This is a genomic window from Flavobacterium reichenbachii, assembly GCF_002217435.1.
In the GTDB taxonomy this organism is placed as follows: domain Bacteria; phylum Bacteroidota; class Bacteroidia; order Flavobacteriales; family Flavobacteriaceae; genus Flavobacterium; species Flavobacterium reichenbachii.
In genome coordinates, this window is record NZ_MUHF01000007.1 from 354,156 (window position 1) to 376,986 (window position 22,831).

Here is a 22,831-nt window from a genome sequence, read left to right on the forward strand (position 1 = left end):
TTTTTAATTACGAATGGAGAACGATAAAGAAAAAAACACCGCCGAATTTTACGAAAGATTAAAAGTAGAGTTAGACAACTCAAATACTTGGCCAGCAGAATATTTGTATAAATTTATTGTGCCTTCTGTAGCTGATAATGTAGAGAGAGTCGAAAAAGCTTTTGACAGAATGGGTGCGGTTATCAAAACCACAAAATCTAAAACGGGTAAATTTACCAGTGTTTCTGTAGATGTTACGATGAACAGCGCCGATGAGGTGATTGATAAATACAAAGAAGTTTCTACAATAGAAGGGATAGTTTCATTATAACTTATGGTCGAAAAATATAAAAAAGAAGTCGCGAATGACGTTGTTTTTAATTTAGAATATAATTCTGAAAGACAGCGTTTACTTATTCCGGAATATGGTCGTCATTTGCAAAAACTGATCGATCAGGCCACTCATATTGATGATAGTGAAACGCGCAATAAAGCTGCGAAATACATTATTCAGGTTATGGGAAGTCTGAATCCGCATTTGCGGGACGTACCAGATTTTCAGCATAAATTATGGGATCAATTGTTTATTATGTCTGATTTTAAATTAGATGTAGAATCTCCGTATCCGATTCCGTCTCGAGATGTATTGCAGTTAAAACCAGATGTGCTTCATTATCCGCAAAACTTTCCTAAATACAGATTTTATGGTAACAATATCAAATATATGATTGATGTTGCCAACAAATGGGAAGACGGCGAAATGAAAAATGCATTGGTACTCGTGATTGCCAACCACATGAAAAAGTCTTTTTTGAGCTGGAACAAAGACACTGTAAAAGACGATGTTATTTTTGAACATTTATTTGAATTGTCCGGAGGAAAAATCAACTTACTGCAAAGTACAGAAGAACTTTTGAATACAACTGATTTGATGCGTACAAATAAACGTATGTCAAATAAAATTTCACCGGCAGGACCACCAAAAATTCAGAGCAACAAAAACAATAATAAAGGAGGTAAAAAACCTTTTCAAAAAAATAACAATCAGAAATAAAAAAGGCGCTAAGGAGCTAAGCTTCTAAATTGCTGAGGTTTTTACTGATATGCTTAAAAAATAAACAAAAACAAAAATAAAAAAGGGACAAAGATGCTAAGGGACTAAGATGCTAAGATTTTTAGCTTAGAACCTCAGAATATCAGAACCTTAGAACCTAAAGAAAATCTATGGGAATTTTTAAAATCGAAGGCGGAATACCATTAAAAGGAGAAATTACTCCACAAGGAGCAAAAAATGAAGCATTGCAAATTTTGTGTGCTGTACTTCTTACAGGAGATAAAGTAAGAATTAATAATATTCCTGATATTATAGACATCAATAAATTGATCACATTGTTGGGAAATTTAGGTGTAAAAATTCAAAGAAACGAACCAGGTTCTATTACGTTTCAAGCTGATGAGGTTAATATTGGTTATTTAGAGACAGAAGCTTTCAAAAAAGAAGGCGGCGCTCTTCGTGGTTCTATTATGATTGTTGGACCGCTTTTGGCTCGTTTCGGAAAAGGTTATATTCCTAAACCAGGAGGAGATAAAATCGGGCGTCGCAGATTAGATACACACTTTGAAGGTTTTATTAATCTTGGAGCAAAATTCAGATACAATAGAGAAGATCACTTTTATGGAGTAGAATCTCCTGCAGAAGGATTGCAGGGAACAGACATGCTGCTTGACGAAGCGTCTGTAACCGGAACTGCAAATATTGTTATGGCTGCCGTTTTGGCAAAAGGAACAACTACAGTTTATAATGCTGCCTGCGAACCATATTTACAGCAGTTGTGTAAAATGTTGAACTCTATGGGAGCAAAAATCACAGGAGTTGGTTCTAACTTATTGACTATTGAAGGTGTTGAAAGCCTTGGTGGTTGTGAGCACAGAATTCTTCCTGATATGATCGAAATCGGTTCTTGGATTGGTCTTGCTGCTATGACAAAAAGCGAAATCACAATCAAAAATGTAAGCTGGGAAAATTTAGGTTTGATTCCGAATACATTTAGAAAACTTGGAATTACGATTGAAAAACGTAACGATGATATTTATATTCCGGCTCACAAAGACGGATATGAAGTAAAAACAGATATCGACGGTTCTATTTTGACCATTGCAGATGCGCCATGGCCAGGATTTACACCTGATTTGCTGAGTATCGTTTTGGTTGTGGCAACGCAAGCAAAAGGCGATGTTTTAATTCACCAAAAAATGTTCGAAAGCCGTTTATTCTTTGTGGATAAATTGATCGATATGGGAGCAAAAATTATGTTATGTGATCCACACAGAGCGGTGGTTATGGGACATAATTTCGAATCTCAGTTAAAAGCTACAACAATGTCTTCTCCGGATATTCGTGCGGGAATCTCATTATTAATTGCAGCTTTATCTGCTAAAGGAACAAGTACGATTCAAAATATTGAACAAATCGACCGTGGATACGAGCGTATCGACGAGCGTTTAAGAGCAATTGGAGCAAAAATCGTGAGAGCATAAAAATTCTCGAATGACAAATGAACAAAAAGCTATAAAAGCTACTTATTTTAGTATAGCTGGAAACACCTGCTTGGCCCTTGTAAAAGGCTTGGCAGGTTTTTTTGGCAATTCTTATGCCCTAATTGCAGATGCGATTGAATCGACTACGGATATATTTTCGTCCTGTCTTGTGTTGTTTGGAATTAAATATTCTAACAAGCCGGCAGATGAAAATCATCCTTATGGTCACGGGCGCGCCGAACCTCTTATTACCTTTTTGGTAGTTGGATTTCTAATTACTTCGGCAACAATTATTGGTTACGAAAGTATTTTAAATATCAATACTTCGCATGATTTACCAAAATCATGGACACTTTATGTTTTAGGAGCAATAATAATCTGGAAGGAATATTCTTTTAGATTGGTTATGAAACGCAGCAAGCAAACCAACAGTTCTTCTTTAGCCGCTGATGCCTGGCACCATAGAAGCGATGCAATAACGTCGATTGCGGCTTTTGTCGGAATTTCGATCGCGCTGATTATGGGGAAAGGCTACGAATCTGCAGATGACTGGGCAGCACTTTTTGCGGCTTTCTTTATTTTGTACAACAGTTATAAAATTTTTAGACCTGCGCTTGGCGAGATTATGGACGAAAATCTTAACGATGATCTTGTAGAAGAAATTAGAGTAAAATCGCTGCTGGTTGAAGGAATTTTAGGAACAGAAAAATGTTTTATACGTAAGGCAGGAATGCGATATCATGTAGATCTTCATGCGATTGTTTCTGCAGCTATATCCGTAAAAGAAGGACATGATTTGTCGCACAAACTTCAAGATACGTTAAAAGAAAAAATACCTCAATTAGGCAATGTTTTGATCCATATTGAACCAGATGATTATCATTGCTAGAGGCTCAAAGTTGCAAAGGTTCAAAGAGACAAAGCTTTTGGAGCAAATCTAGAGTTTCAAAAGTTTTAATCTTGTCCCTTTGAGCCTTTGTCGCTTTGAGCCTTTGTCCCTTAATTTAATACATTCAAAATCTTCAAGCCAAATACAACTCCGTCCTGTTTGATACCGCTCTGGTAGGAATGTACATAATCAATTCTGAAAACCTTAAACTTTCCAAAACCAAGATTATCCAGACCAACAGTAAATTCTGTATACGGTCTTCTGTCTGGAAGTGCCAGCGAGTGAAAACCTAAATTCATTGTAGACTTTAATAAATTTAACAGCGGTATTTTATTCATTATAAATCCGGTGTCGTTATATTCTAAATGAGCTTCAAAATAGCTGTCGTTCGTACTGTTTTTGTAGTAAGGCATTAAGTTAAAAACATTTAGATAACGATCGGTTGTTCCGATATGAGTTTGATTTCCGTTAAAATGTTTGTAATCTATAAAAGATATATTTTCTGCATTAAAGAATTTTCCAGCTTTAAAATTTGTTCCAATAACTCCTTTATTGCCTAACGATAAATCATATAAGACAGCAGCGCCGATTCGTTCAAATTCATATTTTTTGTCACTTCCGGCAAAAGCCTTTTCAAAAGCTAATAAAATAGTTGGATACTTATCGTCTTTAAAATTATATCTTCCGTCGGGTCTTGAGATGTATTTGTTTCCAAAATTAATTCGAGCATTCAAATTGGCTTTAAATAAATGATGCGGATCAAAAGCTGAGGTCGCAAAGTCATTTGGCGCCAGCGGATTATTTGAGGAGTAAATATCATCTCTTTTGAAGAAAGAATAATCGGTTGTATTAAAAAGTGGTTTTCGCTGTTCGTAAGCTACTTTTCCAAAAAGATTCACTCCATTTGCAACATCTTGAGAATAATTAATCTGTGCAAATTCTAAATTATACAATTTCATATAATTGTCTTTAAAAAATAAAGAACTTATAGAATTAATAAGTTTGCTTATTGGCTCTGCGTTATTAAACTGCATTGTTTTTGTTCCTCCGGAAACGCCAATTGTCGCATAATTTACATTGTTGAATTTATGACTGAATTCGCCTGCAGCACGAAAACGCTCATCAGAAAAACCATAATTTAAAGTAGTACTGATAGAAGTAGTTTTTCCTTTCTCTTCATTCCATGTTTTAAATGAAAACCCTGAATTAAAATTAAAACCCTGAACCGTATTAAAATTAAGCGATCTGATATTCAGCAGTCCGTCGTATTTAAAAGAATATTTACTAAATGTATTTTTATAATCATAACCCATTAAAATGTCAAAAATCTTAAACTTATTATTCTTTGCATCAACAGAATCTGTATATTTTTTAGATTTTCGAATGGTTTGAAGACTGTCCTTTTTAGTATAATCGGCACTTTCTTCGATCGTTAACGGGATCGGGCGTATTTCATTCCAAAAGGCATCGTCTTTTTTATTAGCGTTTAAGTCAAAAGCTACGATTTCATTTCCAAAAGTTTTCTTTTCAAACGAATCAGGAAATTCATAATTGGAATAGACGTAATTAAATTGTCCTGAAAATTTCACACCAAAAATACCGGCATTAAAATTTAAAGTCTGTGCATTTTTTGACCATATTTTATTTTTAGAATTATAGCTGAAACTCTGCTTTAATGTCATCATTTCGGTAAATTCATTTTTCATTCGATAACCTTTAATGTTCAGGTCAATGGCATAAATAGCAAAACTATTATCGACGATATAAATGTAACCTTCAAAAACAGGTTCTTTATCTCTTTTAGGCGTTACCTTTATCTTATTGATCTCATGGTTGTTTGAGTCAAAAAAAGTACCTTCAAGCTGATATTTGTAATAATTAAAAGCATTGTCTGCAATGGGCGAAATAAGGTTTACATCAAAATCCAGTGTATTATCATAAAAATCATAAGTAGACAATGCTGCAGTATTGTAGCTGTATCCTCTGTTGTTTCCTGAGATTTTTGAGGCTTCGATTTTTTCTTTTAATTTGTTTGGTTTTTCATAGCTGACTTTAGAAATCGTTTCAGATAAGTATAATATTCCCGTTCCGGTAGAATCTAAATTAGAAGCCATATCATCGCCGAGTTCTAGTTTCTTTCCAAATATTTTTTTAGGGAGATCTTTGACTTTAAACATTCCTTTAGAATAAAAATCGGCAGTATAGCGCGAAGTTTTTTCGGAGTTTTCTTTTTTATGTGCAATCGCACTTTTTATAATTGCGTTTGCAGGATTATTTTTAGGATCAATAACTACTTCATTTAATGCAAAACTTTCTTCCTGCATTTTTACATCCAAAACAATCGTTTTAGAATCTGGCCAAACGGTTATTTTTTGAGTTTTAAATCCCAAATACTGAAAAGTGATTTTGTTTTTACCAATTTCTTTTACGTTGAGCTGATATTTTCCCTGTTCGTTAGAAGTGGTTCCGGTATAAGTGTTTTCTTCAAATACAGAAACAAAAGGCAGCGGATTTCCTTTGTCATCTGTAATCGTTCCTTTGATTTGGGCAAAGTTTGAAATAGAAAAAATTAAAAAGGCAAGTAAAGTAAAGTTTCTCATAAAAGTTTGTTCTATTACAAAAATAAAATAACTTAAAAGTGAGGTTATTAAAAATTTGTTAAATAAAGTATTACAAAAAAGATTGAATCGCCAATTCGTAGCTTTTTAGTCCAAAACCCAAAATAACACCTTTGGCATTTCCAGAAAGATAAGATTGGTGCCTAAAACTTTCGCGTGCATAGGTGTTCGAAATATGAACTTCTATAACAGGCGTTGTAATCGCTTTCATTGCATCACCTATACCTACAGAAGTATGTGTGTAAGCGCCCGCATTTAAGATTATTCCATCAAAAGTAAAACCAACATCCTGAATTTTCCCGATCAATTCGCCTTCAATATTGCTTTGATAATAAGAAAGTTCTACGTTGGGGAATTTTTTCTGCAGGATTTCAAAATAATCTTCAAAGGTTTGACTTCCGTAAACTTCAGGTTCTCTTTTTCCTAAAAGATTCAAATTTGGGCCGTTAACAATGCAGATTTTCATAGATAAGTTAATTTTAATTGAAGTAATTTGAATCGTTTTGTACTTTACTGAATTCATTTCACAAGACAGTAAAAATAAAAAAACCGCTCCAATTAATAGAACGGTTTTTGTAAAACTATGTGATATATTTTTTAGAATAAAAATCCTGCTGATAATTGCACCGTTGAGTTTTTAACGTCGGCATCTTTTGAAGCTTCAGTCAGACCTAAACCGTAACGAGCCTGAACAAATATATTTTTAGTAATTTTTAAACCTAATCCTGCGTTAACCCCAAATTCAAAAGTCTCAGCATTTTTAACGTTAAAATCATTTTTTTCACTTAATAAAAAGGATGCTTGCGGACCCACTTCCAGACTGAATGAATCTGTCAGGTAAAATTTAGCCATAACGGGAATAGATAAATATCCTAACTCATTTTTAAATTCATCCACTGCATTCTTATAAGTTGCACCTTGTGTTGAGTATAAAAGTTCCGGCTGAACAGCAAATCGATCTAGTAGTTTTATTTCTGCAACTAAACCTGCATGATAACTTGTAATTCCGTCTTTATCAAACGCTACACCTTCCATAGAAGCATCTCCTGTCTGATTTGCAAAGTTAACCCCTGCTTTTACACCAATTTTTACAAATTGTGCCTGAATTGTAGCCGATGCTGCGATAAACAAAACGGCTGCTAGAAATATCTTTTTCATAAAATGTCTTTTTTAAGTTTTGTACTCTATTGTTATTCAATTCAAAACTAATTATTCGATATTTTATTGCTTTATATTTTGTTTTCATTAATTACTAAAATTCCCATATCTCATAAAATCAAGAAATATATTTATTCTCTAAACCCTTGCTGTTACTGTACTAATGGTTTTTTTATTTTTTAAATTTGTCTTATTTTAATACTTTATTTACTTTTTGGGGATGTTTTTAAAGTAAGTATAATCTTATTTTTGTTTGTTGTAATTAAAAACAAAAAAATATGAAAAAGATTATTTTAGCTGCTATTGCAGTTATGGGGTTTACATTTGCTAATGCACAAACAGCAGGATTTGCTAAAGGTGATGTATTTATATCTGGAGCCTTCAACGTTGGGTCTCAAAAAACAGGTGATAATAAATCAAGCGATTTTACTCTTGTTCCAAGTGTAGGTTATTTTGTTACAGAAAATATTGCTATTGGAGCAAAATTAGGTTTTGGTTCAACAAAAGTTGGAGATGACAAAACCAATGACTTTACAGCTGGTGCATTTGGTAGATACTATTTTACTCCTGCTTCTCAATTTTCAGTATTTGGTCAAGCTGGTCTTGATTTTACTAATAGCAAAGCTGGTGAATTTAAGTCAAATGAAGTTGGTGTAAATTTAGGTTTAGGTTTAAGTTATTTCTTATCTAAACATTTTGCTATTGAAACTACATGGGCTGGTTTAGGATACAACGTAAACAATAATGGTGGTCATGGAGCTGAAAAAACAAATTCTTTCGGTTTAGGTACTGATTTAAGAGATGTGAGTTTTGGAGTGATCTACAAATTCTAGAAAATTACAATTTATGTTTTTGTTAACCTCCCTAAATTTTAGGGAGGTTTTTTTATGCCTCATTTTAATTCTTTCTAATTATAAAATTTTTTAAACCCACATTATAAGGAAGTTATTTTTTTAAAATAAGATTATACATGTTAATTTTATGTTTTTTCTGCGTGCTATAAATCATCTTTTTATTGAATATTGATTATAGTATTAATATGCTTAAAGCAATGCAGCTACCAAATACACTCGGATATTGGTATGTTTTAATATAATTTATCCCTTAATTTCTAACATTCTTTATTAATAAACAAATAATTTTTTAGTAAGTATAGTTTTATATTTAGTTTATTAATTTTAACAGAACAAATAAAATGAGAAAGATTATTTTATCTGCATTAGCAGTTATGGCATTTGGATTAACAAATGCACAGTCTACTAAATTTGGAGTAAAAGGAGGATTAAACCTTTCTAACATTGTAGGTGGAGATGTTGAAAACACTAATTCTTTAGTTGGTTTTCATGTTGGAGGTTTTGCTGAAATCAAAATAGCTGACAAGTTTGCCATTCAGCCGGAGCTTTTATATTCTGCTCAAGGTACTAAAATTGATGGAGGTCCAGTTTTTGGGGATTTTGATGTTAAATTGGACTATTTAAACATTCCGGTTTTAGCTAAATATTACATTGTTGAAAAATTTAGTGTAGAAGCAGGTCCGCAATTAGGAATTTTGTTATCTGCAAAATCTGACGGTGATGATGTTAAAGATAGTTTCAAATCTGTAGATTTTGGATTTAACATTGGTGCTGGATTTCACTTTACTGAAAATCTTTCTATCAATCTTCGCTACACCATTGGTTTATCGCCTCTTGCAGAAGATGCAGATATTGACGATGAAGAGGAGTATTATGACAGTGCAAAGAATAGTAACCTGGCTTTATCTCTGGCTTACAAATTCTAAAATGCTCAATTACAGTCTATAAGGCCTTTCAGAAATGAAAGGCTTTTTTTATACTGAATTTATGGGGTGTTTAACATAATTTTGGCTCACAATTACTATATTATTTGTTAAAAAACAAGTCCTTTTTTATGAAGTATAGTTTTATATTTGCCACTTAATTTTAACTATAAACAATTAAAATGAAGAAAATTATTCTATGTGCTATTGCAATAATGGCATTCGGGTTTGCAAATGCTCAAAAAACAAGATTTGGAGTAAAAGGTGGTCTAAATATTTCTACAATTGGAGGTGATGACCATGCTAATGCTTTAGTAGGTTTTCAATTAGGTGGTTTTGCTGAGATCAATGTTTGGAAAAAATTATATATTCAACCAGAACTTTTGTATTCTGCTCAAGGAGGTAAATTTGATGCATACAACGGTCAGCGTGATTATAACGTAAATTTAAATTACATAAATATTCCTGTAGTAGCGAAGTATTACATTACAAAACAATTTACTGTAGAGGCAGGACCACAACTTGGTTTGTTGGTTTCTAGTAAATCTCCATATGATGAAAAAACAGTTGATGTTGGTTTTAATTTAGGTGCTGGTTATAATTTTACAAATAATTTCTCTGTTGGTATTCGCTATACTATTGGCTTAACAAGTGCTTATGGTTATGGCAACGATTATTATGATGATTATGATTATGGTTATTATGATAATAGATATACAAACAATGTATTGGCACTTACTGCAGCATACAAATTCTAATTTTTAGATTTGAAATATTTTAAAAACCTTCCCTAACCCGGAAGGTTTTTTTATGCCCAAAAATGTTTTACTTTGTGCGTATGAACTGGAATAGATATATAAAAGATTATCAATCGTATTTGAGAATAGAAAGAGGGTTGTCTAAGAATACAATCGAAAACTACGGCTTTGATATCGAACGGTTATGTCTTTTTTTAGAAGTCAATCAGATTGATGTTTCCCCGCTTAAAATTACCGATGAAACCCTGCAGCAATTTATTTATGAAATAGCAAAAGAGGTAAATCCGAGGTCTCAGGCGCGTATTATTTCCGGCTTGAAAAGTTTTTTTAATTATCTAATTTTTGAAGATTATAGAAATGATAATCCGCTTGAATTAATAGAATCACCAAAAACCGGCCGTAAACTTCCGGATACACTTTCTGTTGAAGAAATTGATTCGCTTATTGCGGTTATCGATTTAAGTTCCAATGAAGGCGAGAGAAATCGCGCGATGATCGAAACTTTATACGGGTGCGGACTGCGTGTGTCTGAATTGATTACGCTCAAAATATCAGATTTGTTTTTTGAAGAAGGATTTATAAAAATTACCGGAAAAGGAAATAAAGAGCGCTTTGTTCCGATCGGGAAATTTGCACAAAGATATATCGAGATTTATCAGAAAGAAATTCGTTCGAATCTCGTTATAAAAAAAGGTTTTGAAGACACCTTGTTTTTAAACAGAAGAGGAAGTCAGCTCACCCGTGCGATGATTTTTACCATTATAAAAAGTCTGGCAGAAAAGGTCGGACTGCATAAAAATATAAGTCCGCATACCTTAAGGCATTCATTTGCAACGCATTTGTTAGAAAACGGAGCCGACTTAAGGTCAATTCAGCTTATGCTGGGTCATGAATCTATTACAACAACAGAAATTTATGTGCATCTGGATCGAAGTTTTTTAAAAGAAGTAATGTATTCTTTTCATCCTAGAAAATAATTTTGATATAAAACCGTTATTTATAAGGGAATTATTAATACATTGTGTTAAATTTCTGACCAATTAGAGGTCTTGTCACTTTATACAGTTTCTATTGATTAAAGTGTAAAAAAATATAAGTATCTATCTAAATAAGTAATATATGGTTTTTGATTTGTATGAAAATGAAGATTGCTTAGAGGTAAATAATTTTTATAGAAAATTGTTTGCCGAAATGCCCGATTTGCTATTTCAGTTTGTAATAGACAATGATAATAATTACTCTTTTCCTCTTGTCAGTAAATCTGTTGATGATATTTTTGAACTCGATGTAAATGAGTTTACAAATGAGATAATTTATATAATTTACGACCGAATTTTTCCTCAGGATCGAGAACTGTTTTTTAAATCTTTGGTAAAAGCCAGAAAAGAACTGCAGCCTTGGGATCTTGAGTTTAGAGCCATTTTACCTGTAAAAGGTTTGAGATGGTTTAAAGTCGCTGCAAAAACAGAATCTTCATCTGATGGAAGAGTGAGCTTTAACGGGCATGTTTCTGATATTACAGAATTAAAAGATAAAGAAGAACGACTTCGCATCTCAGAAGAACGTTTTCAGTTTGCTCTCGATGCTTCTACAGTCGGAATCTGGGATTGGGATATGGTAACCAACCGTGTTTTTTATTCTTCATTATCATTAAAAATTTTAGAATTAGACTCAACAGATGTTTTTGATGATCCGGAGCGATGGGACAAAATTGTGCATCCTGAAGATCTTCCAAAATATTATTCAGATATACAGGAACATTTTGATAATAAGATTCCGTATTATGAAAATTATCATCGTGTCATGACTTCCAGCGGTAATTATAAATGGATTTTAGACCGGGGTAAAGTTATAAAACGTGATGAAAACGGAAAGCCTTTACGTGTTATTGGAACTCATACCGATGTTTCCCAGCAAAAGGAAAAAGAACTGGAACTCATAAAAACAATGAAACTTTATAGTGATCAAAACAGCAGATTGTTGAATTTTTCGCATATAGTGTCCCATAATTTGAACACGCAGGCAGGAAATATAAAATCGATTTTGGATTTTATCGATGCTGATGTAAATAAAGAAACGATTACTGAAATGCTGGAGCATTTAAGAACAGTTTCTAACGATTTGAATGAGACAATTTCAAATTTAACTCAAATTGTAAAAACTCAGAATAATATCAATATTGCAGTTTTGCCTTTAAAGCTTTGTGAATATATAGAAAAGACAATTTCGACAATAAAAGGCTACGATAAACAAACCAAGGTTTCTATTGTAAACAATGTTCCTAAGTATTTAACCATTAATTTTAATCCGGCTTATCTCGAAAGTGTTTTGTTGAATTTTACAACAAATGCTATAAAATACGCTCATCCAGATCGTGATCCGGTAATTGTTTTCGAATTTTGTATTGAACCCGAAGGTTATAAGTCATTAAAAATAACAGATAATGGTCTCGGAATTGATTTGAATATTTACGGCGATTTATTGTTCGGGATGTATAAAACATTTCATCAGCATGAAGAAGCGCGCGGCATTGGCTTATATATCACGAGAAATCAAATTGAAGCCATGAAAGGAAGTATTTTTGTTGAAAGTGAAGTTGGAGTAGGGACGTGCTTTAAAATTGTCTTTAATGACATGTAAATGGGTTTGTTTGTATCAAGTATATATAAAATAACAAAGGCTNNAGCCTTTGTTATTTTATATAAGGAACAGAGAAAATTATTTCGCAATATTTACTGCTCTTGTTTCTCTAATTACAGTTACTTTAACCTGACCTGGATAAGTCATTTCTGTTTGGATTTTTTGTGAAATTTCAAAAGATAAATTTGCAGCATTATCATCAGAAACTTTTTCACTTTCAACAATTACACGCAGTTCTCTACCGGCTTGAATTGCATAAGCATTTTTTACACCATTAAATCCGTAAGCTACTTCTTCAAGATCTTTCAAACGCTGGATATAAGAATCTAGAACCTGACGTCTTGCGCCTGGTCTTGCTCCAGAAATAGCATCACAAACCTGAATAATAGGAGATAATAAAGATTTCATTTCGATCTCGTCGTGGTGCGCTCCAATAGCGTTACAAACTTCTTCTTTTTCACCATATTTCTCAGCCCACTGCATCCCTAATAATGCGTGCGGTAAATCACTTTCAGTATCTGGAACTTTACCAATATCGTGTAGTAAACCAGCTCTTTTGGCTAGTTTTACATTTAAGCCTAATTCGGCTGCCATGATACCGCAAAGTTTAGAAACTTCTCTAGAGTGCTGTAGTAAGTTTTGTCCGTAAGAAGAACGGTATTTCATTCTACCCACAACTTTAATCAATTCCGGGTGTAAACCGTGAATTCCTAAGTCAATAACAGTACGTTTACCAACTTCGATGATTTCATCATCAATTTGTTTTGCAGTTTTAGCAACAACTTCTTCAATACGTGCCGGGTGAATACGTCCGTCAGTTACCAATTTATGTAAAGATAAACGAGCGATTTCTCTTCTAACAGGGTCAAAACAAGAAAGTATAATTGCTTCTGGTGTATCGTCAACAATGATCTCAACTCCGGTTGCAGCTTCTAGTGCTCTAATGTTACGGCCTTCACGACCAATAATTCTACCTTTAACATCATCAGATTCAATATTAAAAACAGAAACGCAATTCTCAACTGCTTCCTCAGTTCCCACTCTCTGAATCGTATTGATAATGATTTTTTTAGCTTCTTGCTGTGCAGTAAGTTTTGCCTCTTCAATAGTGTCCTGAATATGAGACATAGCTTTACTTTTAGCTTCAGCTTTTAATCCTTCTACTAATTGCTCTTTTGCTTCTTCGGCAGAAAGTCCTGAAATTACTTCTAACTGCTGTAATTGACTTTTGTGTAATTTGTCAACTTCAGTTTGTTTTTTATCTAAAAGCTCAATTTTGTTGTTGTATTCCTGAGTTTTAGCTTCAAAATCATCATTCACTTTTTTAGCTTTTGATAATTCATTTGAAACCTGCGACTCTTTATCACGTACTCTTTTTTCTACTTCAGCTACTTTTTTATCTCTTGCTAAAATAACTTGTTCGTGCTCAGATTTTAATTCGATAAAACGTTCTTTTGCTTGAAGAATTTTATCTTTTTTAATATTTTCAGCCTCCAAATTAGCATCTTTTAAAATAGATGAAGCTTCTTTTTTAGCGTTTTTGATTAGGTTAGAAATATTGCTTTTTTCGATAATTTTAGCTATCGCAAAACCTGCTGCAATACCTATAATACCTGAAATAATGATCGTTATGTCCATGTTTATTAAAATTTATATATAAAAAAAGCCTACATTAATTGCTTGAATAAACTCGTAAAGACAAGTTTTGAGCTAACTCACTGTTCAAGTTTTCCCAATAAATCGGGACGTACTATAGTAGCGACGATTCACTCATTTTAATTTGTTAGTGTTGAGTTTACCAATTGTGAACTAATGTAGGCAGTATCTTAGTTTCTGTAAAGAACGTTTAATTTTCGAGATATTGATCTAAAAGCAAATTTAATCTTTTAATTCTTTCGATGGTTTCTTCTCCATCAATTGCGTTGTCAATTTGTTTTTGTTCTACTTGTGATGCAAATTGCAGGGCACACATCGCCAAAACATCTTGTTTGTCACGAACTGCATAACTTTCTTCAAACTGCTTGATCATAGCATCAATTTTTTTAGAAGCGCTTCTTAGCCCTTCTTCCTGAACAGGTTCAACCGTAAGCGGATAAACTCTGTCTGCAATTGATATTTTAATTCTAAGCTTTCCGTCCATATTTTCTAGTCTGATAGTTGTGCTATACAGTGATCAATTTCGCGAATTAATGAATTTATTTTAAGCTTTGTCTCTCTCTTATTGTTGTCGCTGCCGAGCAACGAATTGGCTATCTTAAGTGTGTCATACTGCTTTTTCAAAGCTTCTATTTCTTCAGATTGTTTCTGGATAATTTGCGCAGCTTTGGTTAATTCTAATCGTAATACCTGATTGTTTTTCTCTAAAGCTTTTGATTTTTCAAAAAGCTTTCCGACTTTATATTCAAGAGTATCAATTATTTCTGCAATTACACTCATTATAAATCCTATTCATTACTTAATCTTACAAAGTTAATATTCCTTTTTATTAATGCAATTTTTTATCGATTTTTTTGCATTAAAAATAAGCAAATTGATGAATTTCAGTCAATTGTATTTTTTATGATTATTATCATAGTTTATGGGTTCAGATTTTTTTATCTTAGCAAAAACGTAACGCATGAGATTATCTATACTTACCTTATTGATTTCTAATTTTATTTTTGCCCAGGCGCAGTATCCAAAAGATAGCTTTCGGCCTCCTCTTGATATTCCGATGCAGCTTTCTGGGAATTTCGGTGAGCTGCGACCTAATCATTTTCATGCCGGGTTTGACTTAAAGACCAATCAGCGCGAGGGTTTAAACGTATATGCAATTGCAGATGGATATGTTTCAAGAATAAAAATTTCGACTTTTGGAAACGGTAAATGTATTTATATTACACATTCAAATGGGTATACTTCTGTCTACGGACATTTGCAGTCTACCGTTGGTCCGATTCAGGATTATGTAAAAAAAGAACATTATGCTGCTAAAGCTTATGAAATTGAAGTTTTTCCAAAGCCGAATGAACTTCCTGTTACAAAAGGGCAAATAATTGGGCTTTCTGGTAACACAGGTTCTTCAGAAGGTCCGCATCTTCATTTCGAAATACGAGATTCTAAAACAGAATTTGTAATCAATCCAATATTTTTTGGTTTTGATAAAAACATAAATGATTCCAAAAAACCAACAATATCAAGTTTGTATGTTTATCCGCTTTTTAATGCAACGGTAAATCAGTCCAAACAGCCTCTATTGTTAAATATGGCACTTCAAAAAGACGGGACGTATTTAGCCGGAAAAGTAAAGACCAACGGAAAAATTGGTTTTGGAATAAATGCTACAGATACAGATGACGTTTCTTTTAATAAAAATGGTGTTTTTAATGTTTCCACTTTCGTGAATGGAAACCAGAATTATAATTATCAGTTTAATACGTACTCCTTTGATGAAATGCGTTTTATCAATGCGCTGATTGATTATCCGAGATATAAAAAATATGGACAGCGTATTCAGAAACTTTTTATGGACGAACCATTCGCTTTAAGCATTATTAAAACAGATTCTCTTCGCGGTATTATTACAACAGAACCAAATCTGGAAACTTTGTACAGAATTGAAGTTTCAGATTATTTTGGAAACCAAAGCACTATTAATGTGCCTGTAGAATATGATACAGCGGCGCCAATCGTAAAAGAAGAGCCAAACACATCAAAATATTTTATCAGATATAATAAAGACTCTAACTTCGAAAAAGAGAATATGTCTGTGTTTTTTCCTGCAGGAACTTTTTACGATGACTTTAATATGAATTTTGATGTAAAAAACAATCGAATTTATATTCATGATGATACTGTTCCTGTACACTCTAATTTTACAATTACCATTAAAGACAGTACTTATACAGAATCTCTAAAGGATAAACTTTTTATTGCAAGAATTTCCGGGAAGAGCAATACTTTTAACGGTACTCTCAGAAAAGGAAATGTTTATACTTCTAAAGCAAAAGTTTTAGGACAATACGGGTTGGTTTTAGATACTATTCCGCCAGTAATCAGAATTGCAAAACCAATACAAGATAAATGGATTAGTGATGTTAAAAAAATTGAGTTCAGTATTGGTGACAGTTTATCTGGAATTAAATCTTACAATGGTTATCTAAACGGAAGCTGGGTTCTGTTTGAATACGAAAATAAAACCAGAAAAATTACTCATGTTTTTGATGATGCTTTTTTGGCTGAAGGTGCAAATGATTTAAAAATAGAAGTAATTGATAATGTAGGAAATTCTACTATCTTTGAAACTCGTTTTTTTAGAAGTCAACAAAAATAAAATCCACACATTTGAATTATAGAAAGTTAATATTCGCTTTTCTTTTTTTATGCATAACTTCTGTTTCCTTTGCTCAAAATGCGCATGTTAAAGGAATTATTTTAGATGTTGAAAATCATCCGGTTTCTAATGTAAATATTTCATCTTTCGGAAAAACAGTTCAGTCAGATTCAAAAGGTTATTTTGAAATTGATATTCCTTCAAACAAAAAAGCTTCCCTGATTTTTACTCATATTGCTCTAAAAATGATGAGTCTTACGGTAAGTTTAAGACCAGAGGAAGTATTTATTTTTAATCCCGTAATGAACAACTCTCAAGAACAAATGGGAGAAGTTTTTGTATCATCAAAAAACAAAAAACGAATTCAGGGAATTACAACTGTTGATCCGGCTGTCATTAAAAAAATTCCCGGAGCAAATGCCGGAATCGAAAATATCCTGAAAACTTTACCCGGAGTAAATTCAAATAACGAACTTAGTACTCAGTATGCGGTGCGAGGCGGTAATTATGACGAAAACTTGGTTTACGTAAATGAAATCGAAGTGTATCGTCCTTTTTTAATCCGTTCCGGGCAGCAAGAAGGGTTAAGTTTTACCAATACCGATCTGGTTCATAATGTTGATTTTTCAGCTGGAGGATTTCAGGCCAAATTTGGAGATAAATTGTCCTCCGTTTTAGATATTACGTACAGAAAACCAACTGAATTTGGTGCATCATTAGAAGCAAGTCTCTTAGGAGGGAGTGCTGCTGTTGACCTCGTGTCTAAAAATAAAAAATGGTCTGCCGTTACCGGAGTTCGTTACAGAAATAATAGTCTGCTTGTAAATAGTCAGGATACGGAGACCAATTATACACCCACATTTGTGGATGTCCAGACGAATATAAATTATGATATTTCAGAAAAATGGCAGTTGAGCTTTTTAGGAAATATTTCGCAGAATAAATATTTGTATCAGCCCTTAACACGAGAGACAAAATTTGGAACTGTAGACCAGCCCATGGCGCTTGCGGTTTATTATGACGGAAAAGAAAGAGATCAATATGATACTTATTTTGGAGCTTTTAAAACCACTTATAAAGTATCTCCAAGTTTTACACTAAAGCTGATCAGTTCTTTATTTCATACAAAAGAACAAGAACATTTTGATATTTTGGCGCAGTATCGTTTAGGAAATGCAAATGCAGATGAAGCGACAACAATTGAAAATGTAGAGTTTACACGCGGTATAGGAGCACAGCTGAATCATGCGAGAAACGATTTAGATGCTTTAATTGCAAATATCGAAATTAAAGGATTTAAAGAATGGCGTGACAGCCAATTAGAATTTGGTTTAAAATATACCAGAGAATCTATTCGTGATCGGGTAGTAGAGTGGGAAGTTATAGATTCTGCAGGTTTTTCTGTAAAACCTCCAATTGTTATTCTTCCGGAAAATAATCAGCCGTACGAACCTTATACAGGACCTTTATTGCCGTATCAAGATGTGCGCGCCACCAATTTTAATACGATAAACCGATTCTCGGGTTATTCACAATGGAATCAAAAGACAGGAATAGGTTCGAGTCAGGTTTGGTACAATCTCGGTGTTCGTTTCCAGAGCTGGAATGTTTCTGGTGCATCTGTAGAAGGGAAAAATCAAATTGTTTTTAGTCCGAGAGCGCAGTTTGCCATAAAACCAGATTGGGATATGGATATGGTTTTCAGACTTTCCGGAGGGTTGTATCATCAGCCGCCTTTTTACAGAGAACTTCGGGATGTAAACGGAGTTGTAAATCCGGATGTAAAAGCGCAGGAATCGGTGCATATTGTATTGAGTAACGATTATAATTTTAAAATGTGGAATCGCCCTTTTAAATGGGTTACAGAAGTATATTACAAATCCCTTTCTGATGTAAATATCTATTCTATCGACAATGTCCGAATTCGATATGCCGCAGATAATAATGCAAAAGCATATGCACAAGGTCTTGATTTTAGATTGAATGGAGAATTTGTACCGGGGACAGAATCGTGGGTAAGCTTTGGATATTTAAAAACCGAAGAAAACTATGAGAATAAAGGTTCTATCGCAAGACCAACTGATCAGCGTTTAAAATTTGCAATGTTGTTTCAGGATTATATGCCTAATATTCCAAGTGTAAAATTATATCTCAATCTAGTTTATAATACCGGTTTGCCAGGCGGTGCGCCATCTTATTCTGATCCGTATTTATACCAAAACAGATTAAACGATTACCGCAGAGCCGATATTGGTTTTGCAAAAGTTTTTGTAGACAGCAGTACCAAAACTGCGAAAACAAACTGGCTTAAAAACTTTAAAGAATTGTCTGTCGGAGTTGAGATTTTTAATGTTTTCAACAATCAAAATGCCATTACCAATACCTGGGTTCGTGATGTGTATTCTAAAAATCAATATGCGATTCCTAATTATATGACTTCGAGAGTTTTCAATGTGAAACTGAATGCGAGGTTATGATCGTAAAACGCGAAAAGAGAAAAAGGATTTTTTATGTTCCGGGAATGATTTCTTTGGTTTTGATTCCTTTGATATTTATTATCTATTTTTATAGAACTAATGCTTTTGAGGTTTATGGCAAAATAGAATTATCTATGCCGCCTGTTGATGAAAATTATTTCGAAAAATTCAAAGTTACGACTCTTAGAAATTATAAAGAATTTGATTTCAATGAGAGGGGATTTCAAAAAACGGAATTGAGCGAAATGAAACTTTATCTTAGGAAGTTGATAGTAGAGAAGGATACTATAAATGGAATTAAAATTCACTTTGGTCCAAAATCATTTTACCAGACTTTTATAACCAGTCTTGATATTTTGTCAGAAGAGGATGCTCCCACATGGATAGTGAATGAAAATGATATTTATGTTTTAGGAAGCAGTAATACTTATAAAGAAGTTAAAGATACTACTGAGTATCGTAAAATGGATTGTGGAACTGCAGAACTGATGGAACAGAGAGCTTATTGGGAAAAAAAGAATAGAAAAGAAGAAGAAACCCGAATCTTTAAGGCTTCTTTTTTTAAACAAAAATGGATATTAATTTCTTTTGGTTATTTTGGATTAGTGCTTTTAAATATCTTCGTTTTAGTAAAATTTAATAGAAGTAAATAAATGATAAGTAAGCAAAAAAGAAAAAGGATTTTTTATGTTCCGGGAATGATTTCTTTGGTTCTGATTCCTTTGTTTTGTTTTTATCATTTCTACAAAGTTGATGCTTTTAAAGTTAATGCAGGAATCAATTTACATTTACCCAATAAAGAATCTTTTTTTGAGTATAAAATTCCAAGTCTAAGAAAATATAAAGTATTTAATTTCAATGAAAATGAAATTTCAGAAAAGAAGAAGTTACAAGATATGCAGCTTTATCTTCGGAAATTAGCAAATAATAAAGACACAATAAATGGAATTAAAATTCACTTTGGTTTAAAAACCAATTATGATGTTTTTATTAGAACTATCGATATTTTAGATGAAGAAAATGCTCCCGACTGGACAATAAATGAAAATGATATTTATATTTTGGGAAGTACTAATACGTATAAAAAAGTAAAGGATACTATTCAATATGATACAATGAATTGTGGTACATTAGAAATAATGAGACGACAGGCTTATTGGGAACAGAAAGAAAAAATAGAAGAAGAAAAACATAATTTTCAACTATCCTTTTTTAAACAAAAATGGATATTAATTTCTTTTGGTTATTTTGGATTAGTACTTTTAAATATTTTCGTTTTAGTAAAATTTAATAGAAGTAAATAAATGATAAGTAAGCAAAAGAGAAAAAGGATTTTTTATGTTCCGGGAATGATTTCTTTGGTTCTGATTCCGATAGTATTTTTGATTTATTTTTACAAGACAGATGCTTTTATTAACGAAGGATCTATTGATTTTCAATTTCCTTCAGATTCTTTAATGATAGAAAAGTTTTTATCCATTAAAAGAAAATATAAAGTTTATAGTTTTAATAATTCTGAAATTATAGAAAGTGAAAATTTAAATAATCTTCATTCAGCCATCAGAAAATTGAATCGTGAAAATGATACAATAAATGGCATACAAATTCATTTAGGAAGTAAAATGAAGTATGAAGTTTATGTTAAAATTTTAGATCTTGTTTTAGTAGAAAAAATGCCATTCTTTTTACAACACCATAATGATTTTTTTATTTTGATGATGCCCAAGCCCAAGCCAAATAAATCTTTAAAATCAATTAATTTTATTATATGTGGATATGGAGATGCTAATAAAGATATTTGGTTAGAAGAAGCAAAAGAAGCAGAGAGAAAATATGTTTTATCTTTATATAAAAAGAACTGGATTCTTTTTATGGGGTATTTAGGTCTTGTGCTTCTAAACATCTTCGTGCTAGTAAAATTCAATAAAACCAGATAATACAATCAAAAATAGTATATTTGATATTCTAATATAATTCGCAGACATGAAAAATTCCTTAAAATATATCGCCATAATAATCATCGGAACAGTAGTGAGTTGTAAGGATGATGTTCAAAAGCCAAAAGTAATTTACGATAATGCAAATAAAACAAATGTTACAGTAAAGGCAGACTCTTCTCAGATCGAAATTGCAGATCTGCCAATTCAGATGGAAGGAACCAATTATCTTATTCATCCTGTTGGAGATTTACGCGTGTTTGAGAGAGGTACAAAAGTGCGCTACGGATCTTCGAGTGTAAACGACGTGAGTTTTACAATTGCAAATTTAGGCGAATATGAAATTACAGGGTATTTACAAAACCTGAAGTTTCAAAAAGTAGATTCAGATTCTATTCATGCTTTGTCAGATAAACCGGTTTTGATTTTAACGGCTACTTACTTAAAACCGCTTGCAGATAAAATTAAAAGCCAGATAATGGTCTATACTTTGGCTGATTCTGATACGAATAAAGATGGTAAAATTGATTCCAGCGATATCAAAACCTTATATCTAAGTGATATTAGCGGAGAGCGCTTTACTAAAATTTCTGAAGATTTTCAGGAATTGGTAGATTGGAGTTTAATTGAGTCTAAAAGCCGTTTGTATTTTAGAACTATAGAAGATACCAACCAAAACGGACAATTTGATAAAAATGATGTTTTGCATTATAACTATATAGATTTGGCTTCTAAGAAATGGGAAGTTAAAGGTTATAAACCTATTTAAAAGGTTCTGAGGTACTGAGATACTAAGGTTCTAAGGTTTTTAGAATCTTTGCACATAATAAAAAGCGAATTAAAAATTAAATAATTTTTAATTCGCTTTTTCATTTTTTTGTATTTGTAAAATAAAAGAGATTCTTTTAATTTTGTGTCAGACAACAAGGAAAAAACTCAGCAACTCAGCGCCTCAGAACCTTAGCACCTTTAAATTAATATATCACTTTCCAGATCAGATTTTTCAATTTCAAAGCCAAAATCAAGACGCTCAACCAATTCGATAACCAGTTTTTTGTACCAGTTTTCAGATTTTGGGTGAATGTATATTTTCTCAATCAATTGATTGATATCTACATTGATTTTTAATCCGTCATTCAGTTTAATGGTGCTTTTTGATGTGTCTGTAATAATTCTAAGTTCGCGTTCGTATTGAAAGCTTTTTCGTTTAAATAAAAACGGAAAAAATAAATCGTCAAACGGAATATATTCCTTTTTGTAGTCAATGTAATTCACTTCGCCAATATACTGGTCAAAATTATTCTCCGGTTTTAATGCTTTTTGTAATCTTCCTATTGTTGACTGAATAGCTAAACCTTCGCTGTTTTGCGTGAATATCTGCCACATGGCAAACGATTCATATTCGTTAATATGCCAGCTGCTAATCGCAACTTTTTCGCGATGTGTTTTGTAATAATTTAAAAAGTCAGGATTGTCTGTGGCGAGTTTTTTAATCTCTTCGTAAGTGGGTTCGCTGAAAGTACCTTCATATTGATCTTCAAATTTATCAGAACGTGACATAAAAAGCTTTCGCGAAAGCAGTAAATCAAGAAATTTAGACAAATCTAAGTATTTCCAAACAACAGTATCAGGGTCATCTGGAAGCTTAATATTAGGATTATTGAGATACATGTCAGGAGAATTAAGTCTTATCTAAGTTAAAAAAATAAACCCAGATTAAAGAAATTAAAATCAATTTTAATAATTCT

Annotated in this window: 22 protein-coding genes; 15 read left to right on the top strand and 7 right to left on the bottom strand. The window is 32.5% G+C overall.

Features of this window, described 5'->3' with window-relative positions:
• Nucleotides 1–13 precede the first annotated feature (13 nt).
• The 4 genes from B0A68_RS08490 to B0A68_RS08505 all read left to right on the top strand — a co-directional run bounded on the left by B0A68_RS08490 (nt 14) and on the right by B0A68_RS08505 (nt 3,406).
• Nucleotides 14–310: a DUF493 family protein gene (locus B0A68_RS08490; protein WP_035682071.1), complete on the top strand. Its 297-nt coding sequence runs from the start codon at nt 14–16 to the stop codon at nt 308–310.
• A gap of 3 nt (nt 311–313) precedes the next feature.
• Nucleotides 314–1,033 (top strand): DUF4290 domain-containing protein, encoded by a 720-nt coding sequence (locus tag B0A68_RS08495; RefSeq protein WP_035682068.1) that lies wholly within the window; start codon nt 314–316, stop codon nt 1,031–1,033.
• A gap of 170 nt (nt 1,034–1,203) precedes the next feature.
• The gene (gene murA / locus B0A68_RS08500; protein ID WP_035682067.1) at nt 1,204–2,517 is read left to right on the top strand and encodes a UDP-N-acetylglucosamine 1-carboxyvinyltransferase; all 1,314 of its coding nucleotides are present in this window, start codon (nt 1,204–1,206) and stop codon (nt 2,515–2,517) included.
• A gap of 10 nt (nt 2,518–2,527) precedes the next feature.
• Nucleotides 2,528–3,406, top strand: coding sequence for a cation diffusion facilitator family transporter (locus B0A68_RS08505; RefSeq protein WP_035682065.1), 879 nt, complete (start codon nt 2,528–2,530; stop codon nt 3,404–3,406).
• Between the two features lie 110 nt (nt 3,407–3,516).
• On the opposite strand, the gene B0A68_RS08510 is transcribed toward B0A68_RS08505, so the two are convergent.
• From B0A68_RS08510 to B0A68_RS08520, 3 genes are all read right to left on the bottom strand, one after another.
• Nucleotides 3,517–6,006, bottom strand: a complete 2,490-nt coding sequence (locus B0A68_RS08510; protein ID WP_035682063.1) for a DUF5686 and carboxypeptidase regulatory-like domain-containing protein — start codon at nt 6,004–6,006, stop codon at nt 3,517–3,519.
• A gap of 70 nt (nt 6,007–6,076) precedes the next feature.
• Nucleotides 6,077–6,490: a type II 3-dehydroquinate dehydratase gene (aroQ, locus tag B0A68_RS08515; protein ID WP_035687814.1), complete on the bottom strand. Its 414-nt coding sequence runs from the start codon at nt 6,488–6,490 to the stop codon at nt 6,077–6,079.
• A 131-nt stretch (nt 6,491–6,621) separates the two neighbouring features.
• Complete coding sequence (locus B0A68_RS08520) at nt 6,622–7,182, bottom strand: porin family protein (protein ID WP_035682061.1); 561 nt, start codon at nt 7,180–7,182, stop codon at nt 6,622–6,624.
• Nucleotides 7,183–7,460: 278 nt separating this feature from the next.
• On the opposite strand from B0A68_RS08520, the gene B0A68_RS08525 reads away from it, so the two are divergent.
• The 5 genes from B0A68_RS08525 (at nt 7,461) to B0A68_RS08545 (ending at nt 12,357) form a co-directional block, all read left to right on the top strand.
• Nucleotides 7,461–8,015, top strand: coding sequence for an outer membrane beta-barrel protein (locus B0A68_RS08525; protein WP_035682060.1), 555 nt, complete (start codon nt 7,461–7,463; stop codon nt 8,013–8,015).
• Nucleotides 8,016–8,377: 362 nt separating this feature from the next.
• Nucleotides 8,378–8,962 carry a porin family protein gene (locus B0A68_RS08530; RefSeq protein ID WP_035682058.1) on the top strand — a complete coding sequence of 195 codons (585 nt, stop codon included), beginning with the start codon at nt 8,378–8,380 and terminating at the stop codon, nt 8,960–8,962.
• A gap of 179 nt (nt 8,963–9,141) precedes the next feature.
• Nucleotides 9,142–9,717, top strand: coding sequence for a porin family protein (locus tag B0A68_RS08535; RefSeq protein ID WP_035682056.1), 576 nt, complete (start codon nt 9,142–9,144; stop codon nt 9,715–9,717).
• 80 nt (nt 9,718–9,797) lie between these two features.
• The gene (xerD, locus tag B0A68_RS08540) at nt 9,798–10,694 is read left to right on the top strand and encodes a site-specific tyrosine recombinase XerD (RefSeq protein ID WP_035682054.1); all 897 of its coding nucleotides are present in this window, start codon (nt 9,798–9,800) and stop codon (nt 10,692–10,694) included.
• A gap of 142 nt (nt 10,695–10,836) precedes the next feature.
• On the top strand, nt 10,837–12,357 hold the full coding sequence (locus tag B0A68_RS08545; protein WP_035682053.1) for a sensor histidine kinase: 1,521 nt from the start codon (nt 10,837–10,839) through the stop codon (nt 12,355–12,357).
• A gap of 78 nt (nt 12,358–12,435) precedes the next feature.
• Here B0A68_RS08545 and rny read toward each other — a convergent pair whose 3' ends face one another.
• The 3 genes from rny to B0A68_RS08560 all read right to left on the bottom strand — a co-directional run bounded on the left by rny (nt 12,436) and on the right by B0A68_RS08560 (nt 14,793).
• Nucleotides 12,436–13,995, bottom strand: coding sequence for a ribonuclease Y (gene rny, locus B0A68_RS08550; protein ID WP_035682051.1), 1,560 nt, complete (start codon nt 13,993–13,995; stop codon nt 12,436–12,438).
• 208 nt (nt 13,996–14,203) lie between these two features.
• A complete protein-coding gene (locus tag B0A68_RS08555; RefSeq protein WP_035682050.1) occupies nt 14,204–14,497 on the bottom strand; it encodes a cell division protein ZapA in 294 nt (97 codons plus the stop codon).
• Between the two features lie 5 nt (nt 14,498–14,502).
• Nucleotides 14,503–14,793 carry a hypothetical protein gene (locus tag B0A68_RS08560; RefSeq protein WP_035682048.1) on the bottom strand — a complete coding sequence of 97 codons (291 nt, stop codon included), beginning with the start codon at nt 14,791–14,793 and terminating at the stop codon, nt 14,503–14,505.
• 181 nt (nt 14,794–14,974) lie between these two features.
• Here B0A68_RS08560 and B0A68_RS08565 point away from each other — a divergent pair, with 181 nt between their 5' ends.
• From B0A68_RS08565 to B0A68_RS08590, 6 genes are read left to right on the top strand one after another with little or no spacing between them, the layout of a single operon-like run.
• Nucleotides 14,975–16,669 carry a M23 family metallopeptidase gene (locus tag B0A68_RS08565; RefSeq protein ID WP_035682047.1) on the top strand — a complete coding sequence of 565 codons (1,695 nt, stop codon included), beginning with the start codon at nt 14,975–14,977 and terminating at the stop codon, nt 16,667–16,669.
• Between the two features lie 11 nt (nt 16,670–16,680).
• Nucleotides 16,681–19,146: a TonB-dependent receptor gene (locus tag B0A68_RS08570; protein WP_035682045.1), complete on the top strand. Its 2,466-nt coding sequence runs from the start codon at nt 16,681–16,683 to the stop codon at nt 19,144–19,146.
• Nucleotides 19,143–19,799, top strand: a complete 657-nt coding sequence (locus tag B0A68_RS08575) for a hypothetical protein (RefSeq protein WP_035682044.1) — start codon at nt 19,143–19,145, stop codon at nt 19,797–19,799. The genes B0A68_RS08570 and B0A68_RS08575 overlap by 4 nt, the downstream gene beginning before the upstream one ends.
• Complete coding sequence (locus B0A68_RS08580; RefSeq protein WP_035682041.1) at nt 19,800–20,450, top strand: hypothetical protein; 651 nt, start codon at nt 19,800–19,802, stop codon at nt 20,448–20,450.
• The gene (locus B0A68_RS08585) at nt 20,451–21,083 is read left to right on the top strand and encodes a hypothetical protein (protein ID WP_035682040.1); all 633 of its coding nucleotides are present in this window, start codon (nt 20,451–20,453) and stop codon (nt 21,081–21,083) included.
• 46 nt (nt 21,084–21,129) lie between these two features.
• On the top strand, nt 21,130–21,852 hold the full coding sequence (locus B0A68_RS08590) for a CREC-EF hand family protein (protein WP_035682039.1): 723 nt from the start codon (nt 21,130–21,132) through the stop codon (nt 21,850–21,852).
• 200 nt (nt 21,853–22,052) lie between these two features.
• Here the strand turns inward: B0A68_RS08590 and B0A68_RS08595 are convergent, their stop codons facing one another.
• The gene (locus B0A68_RS08595; RefSeq protein WP_035682037.1) at nt 22,053–22,754 is read right to left on the bottom strand and encodes a hypothetical protein; all 702 of its coding nucleotides are present in this window, start codon (nt 22,752–22,754) and stop codon (nt 22,053–22,055) included.
• Nucleotides 22,755–22,831: the final 77 nt, after the last annotated feature.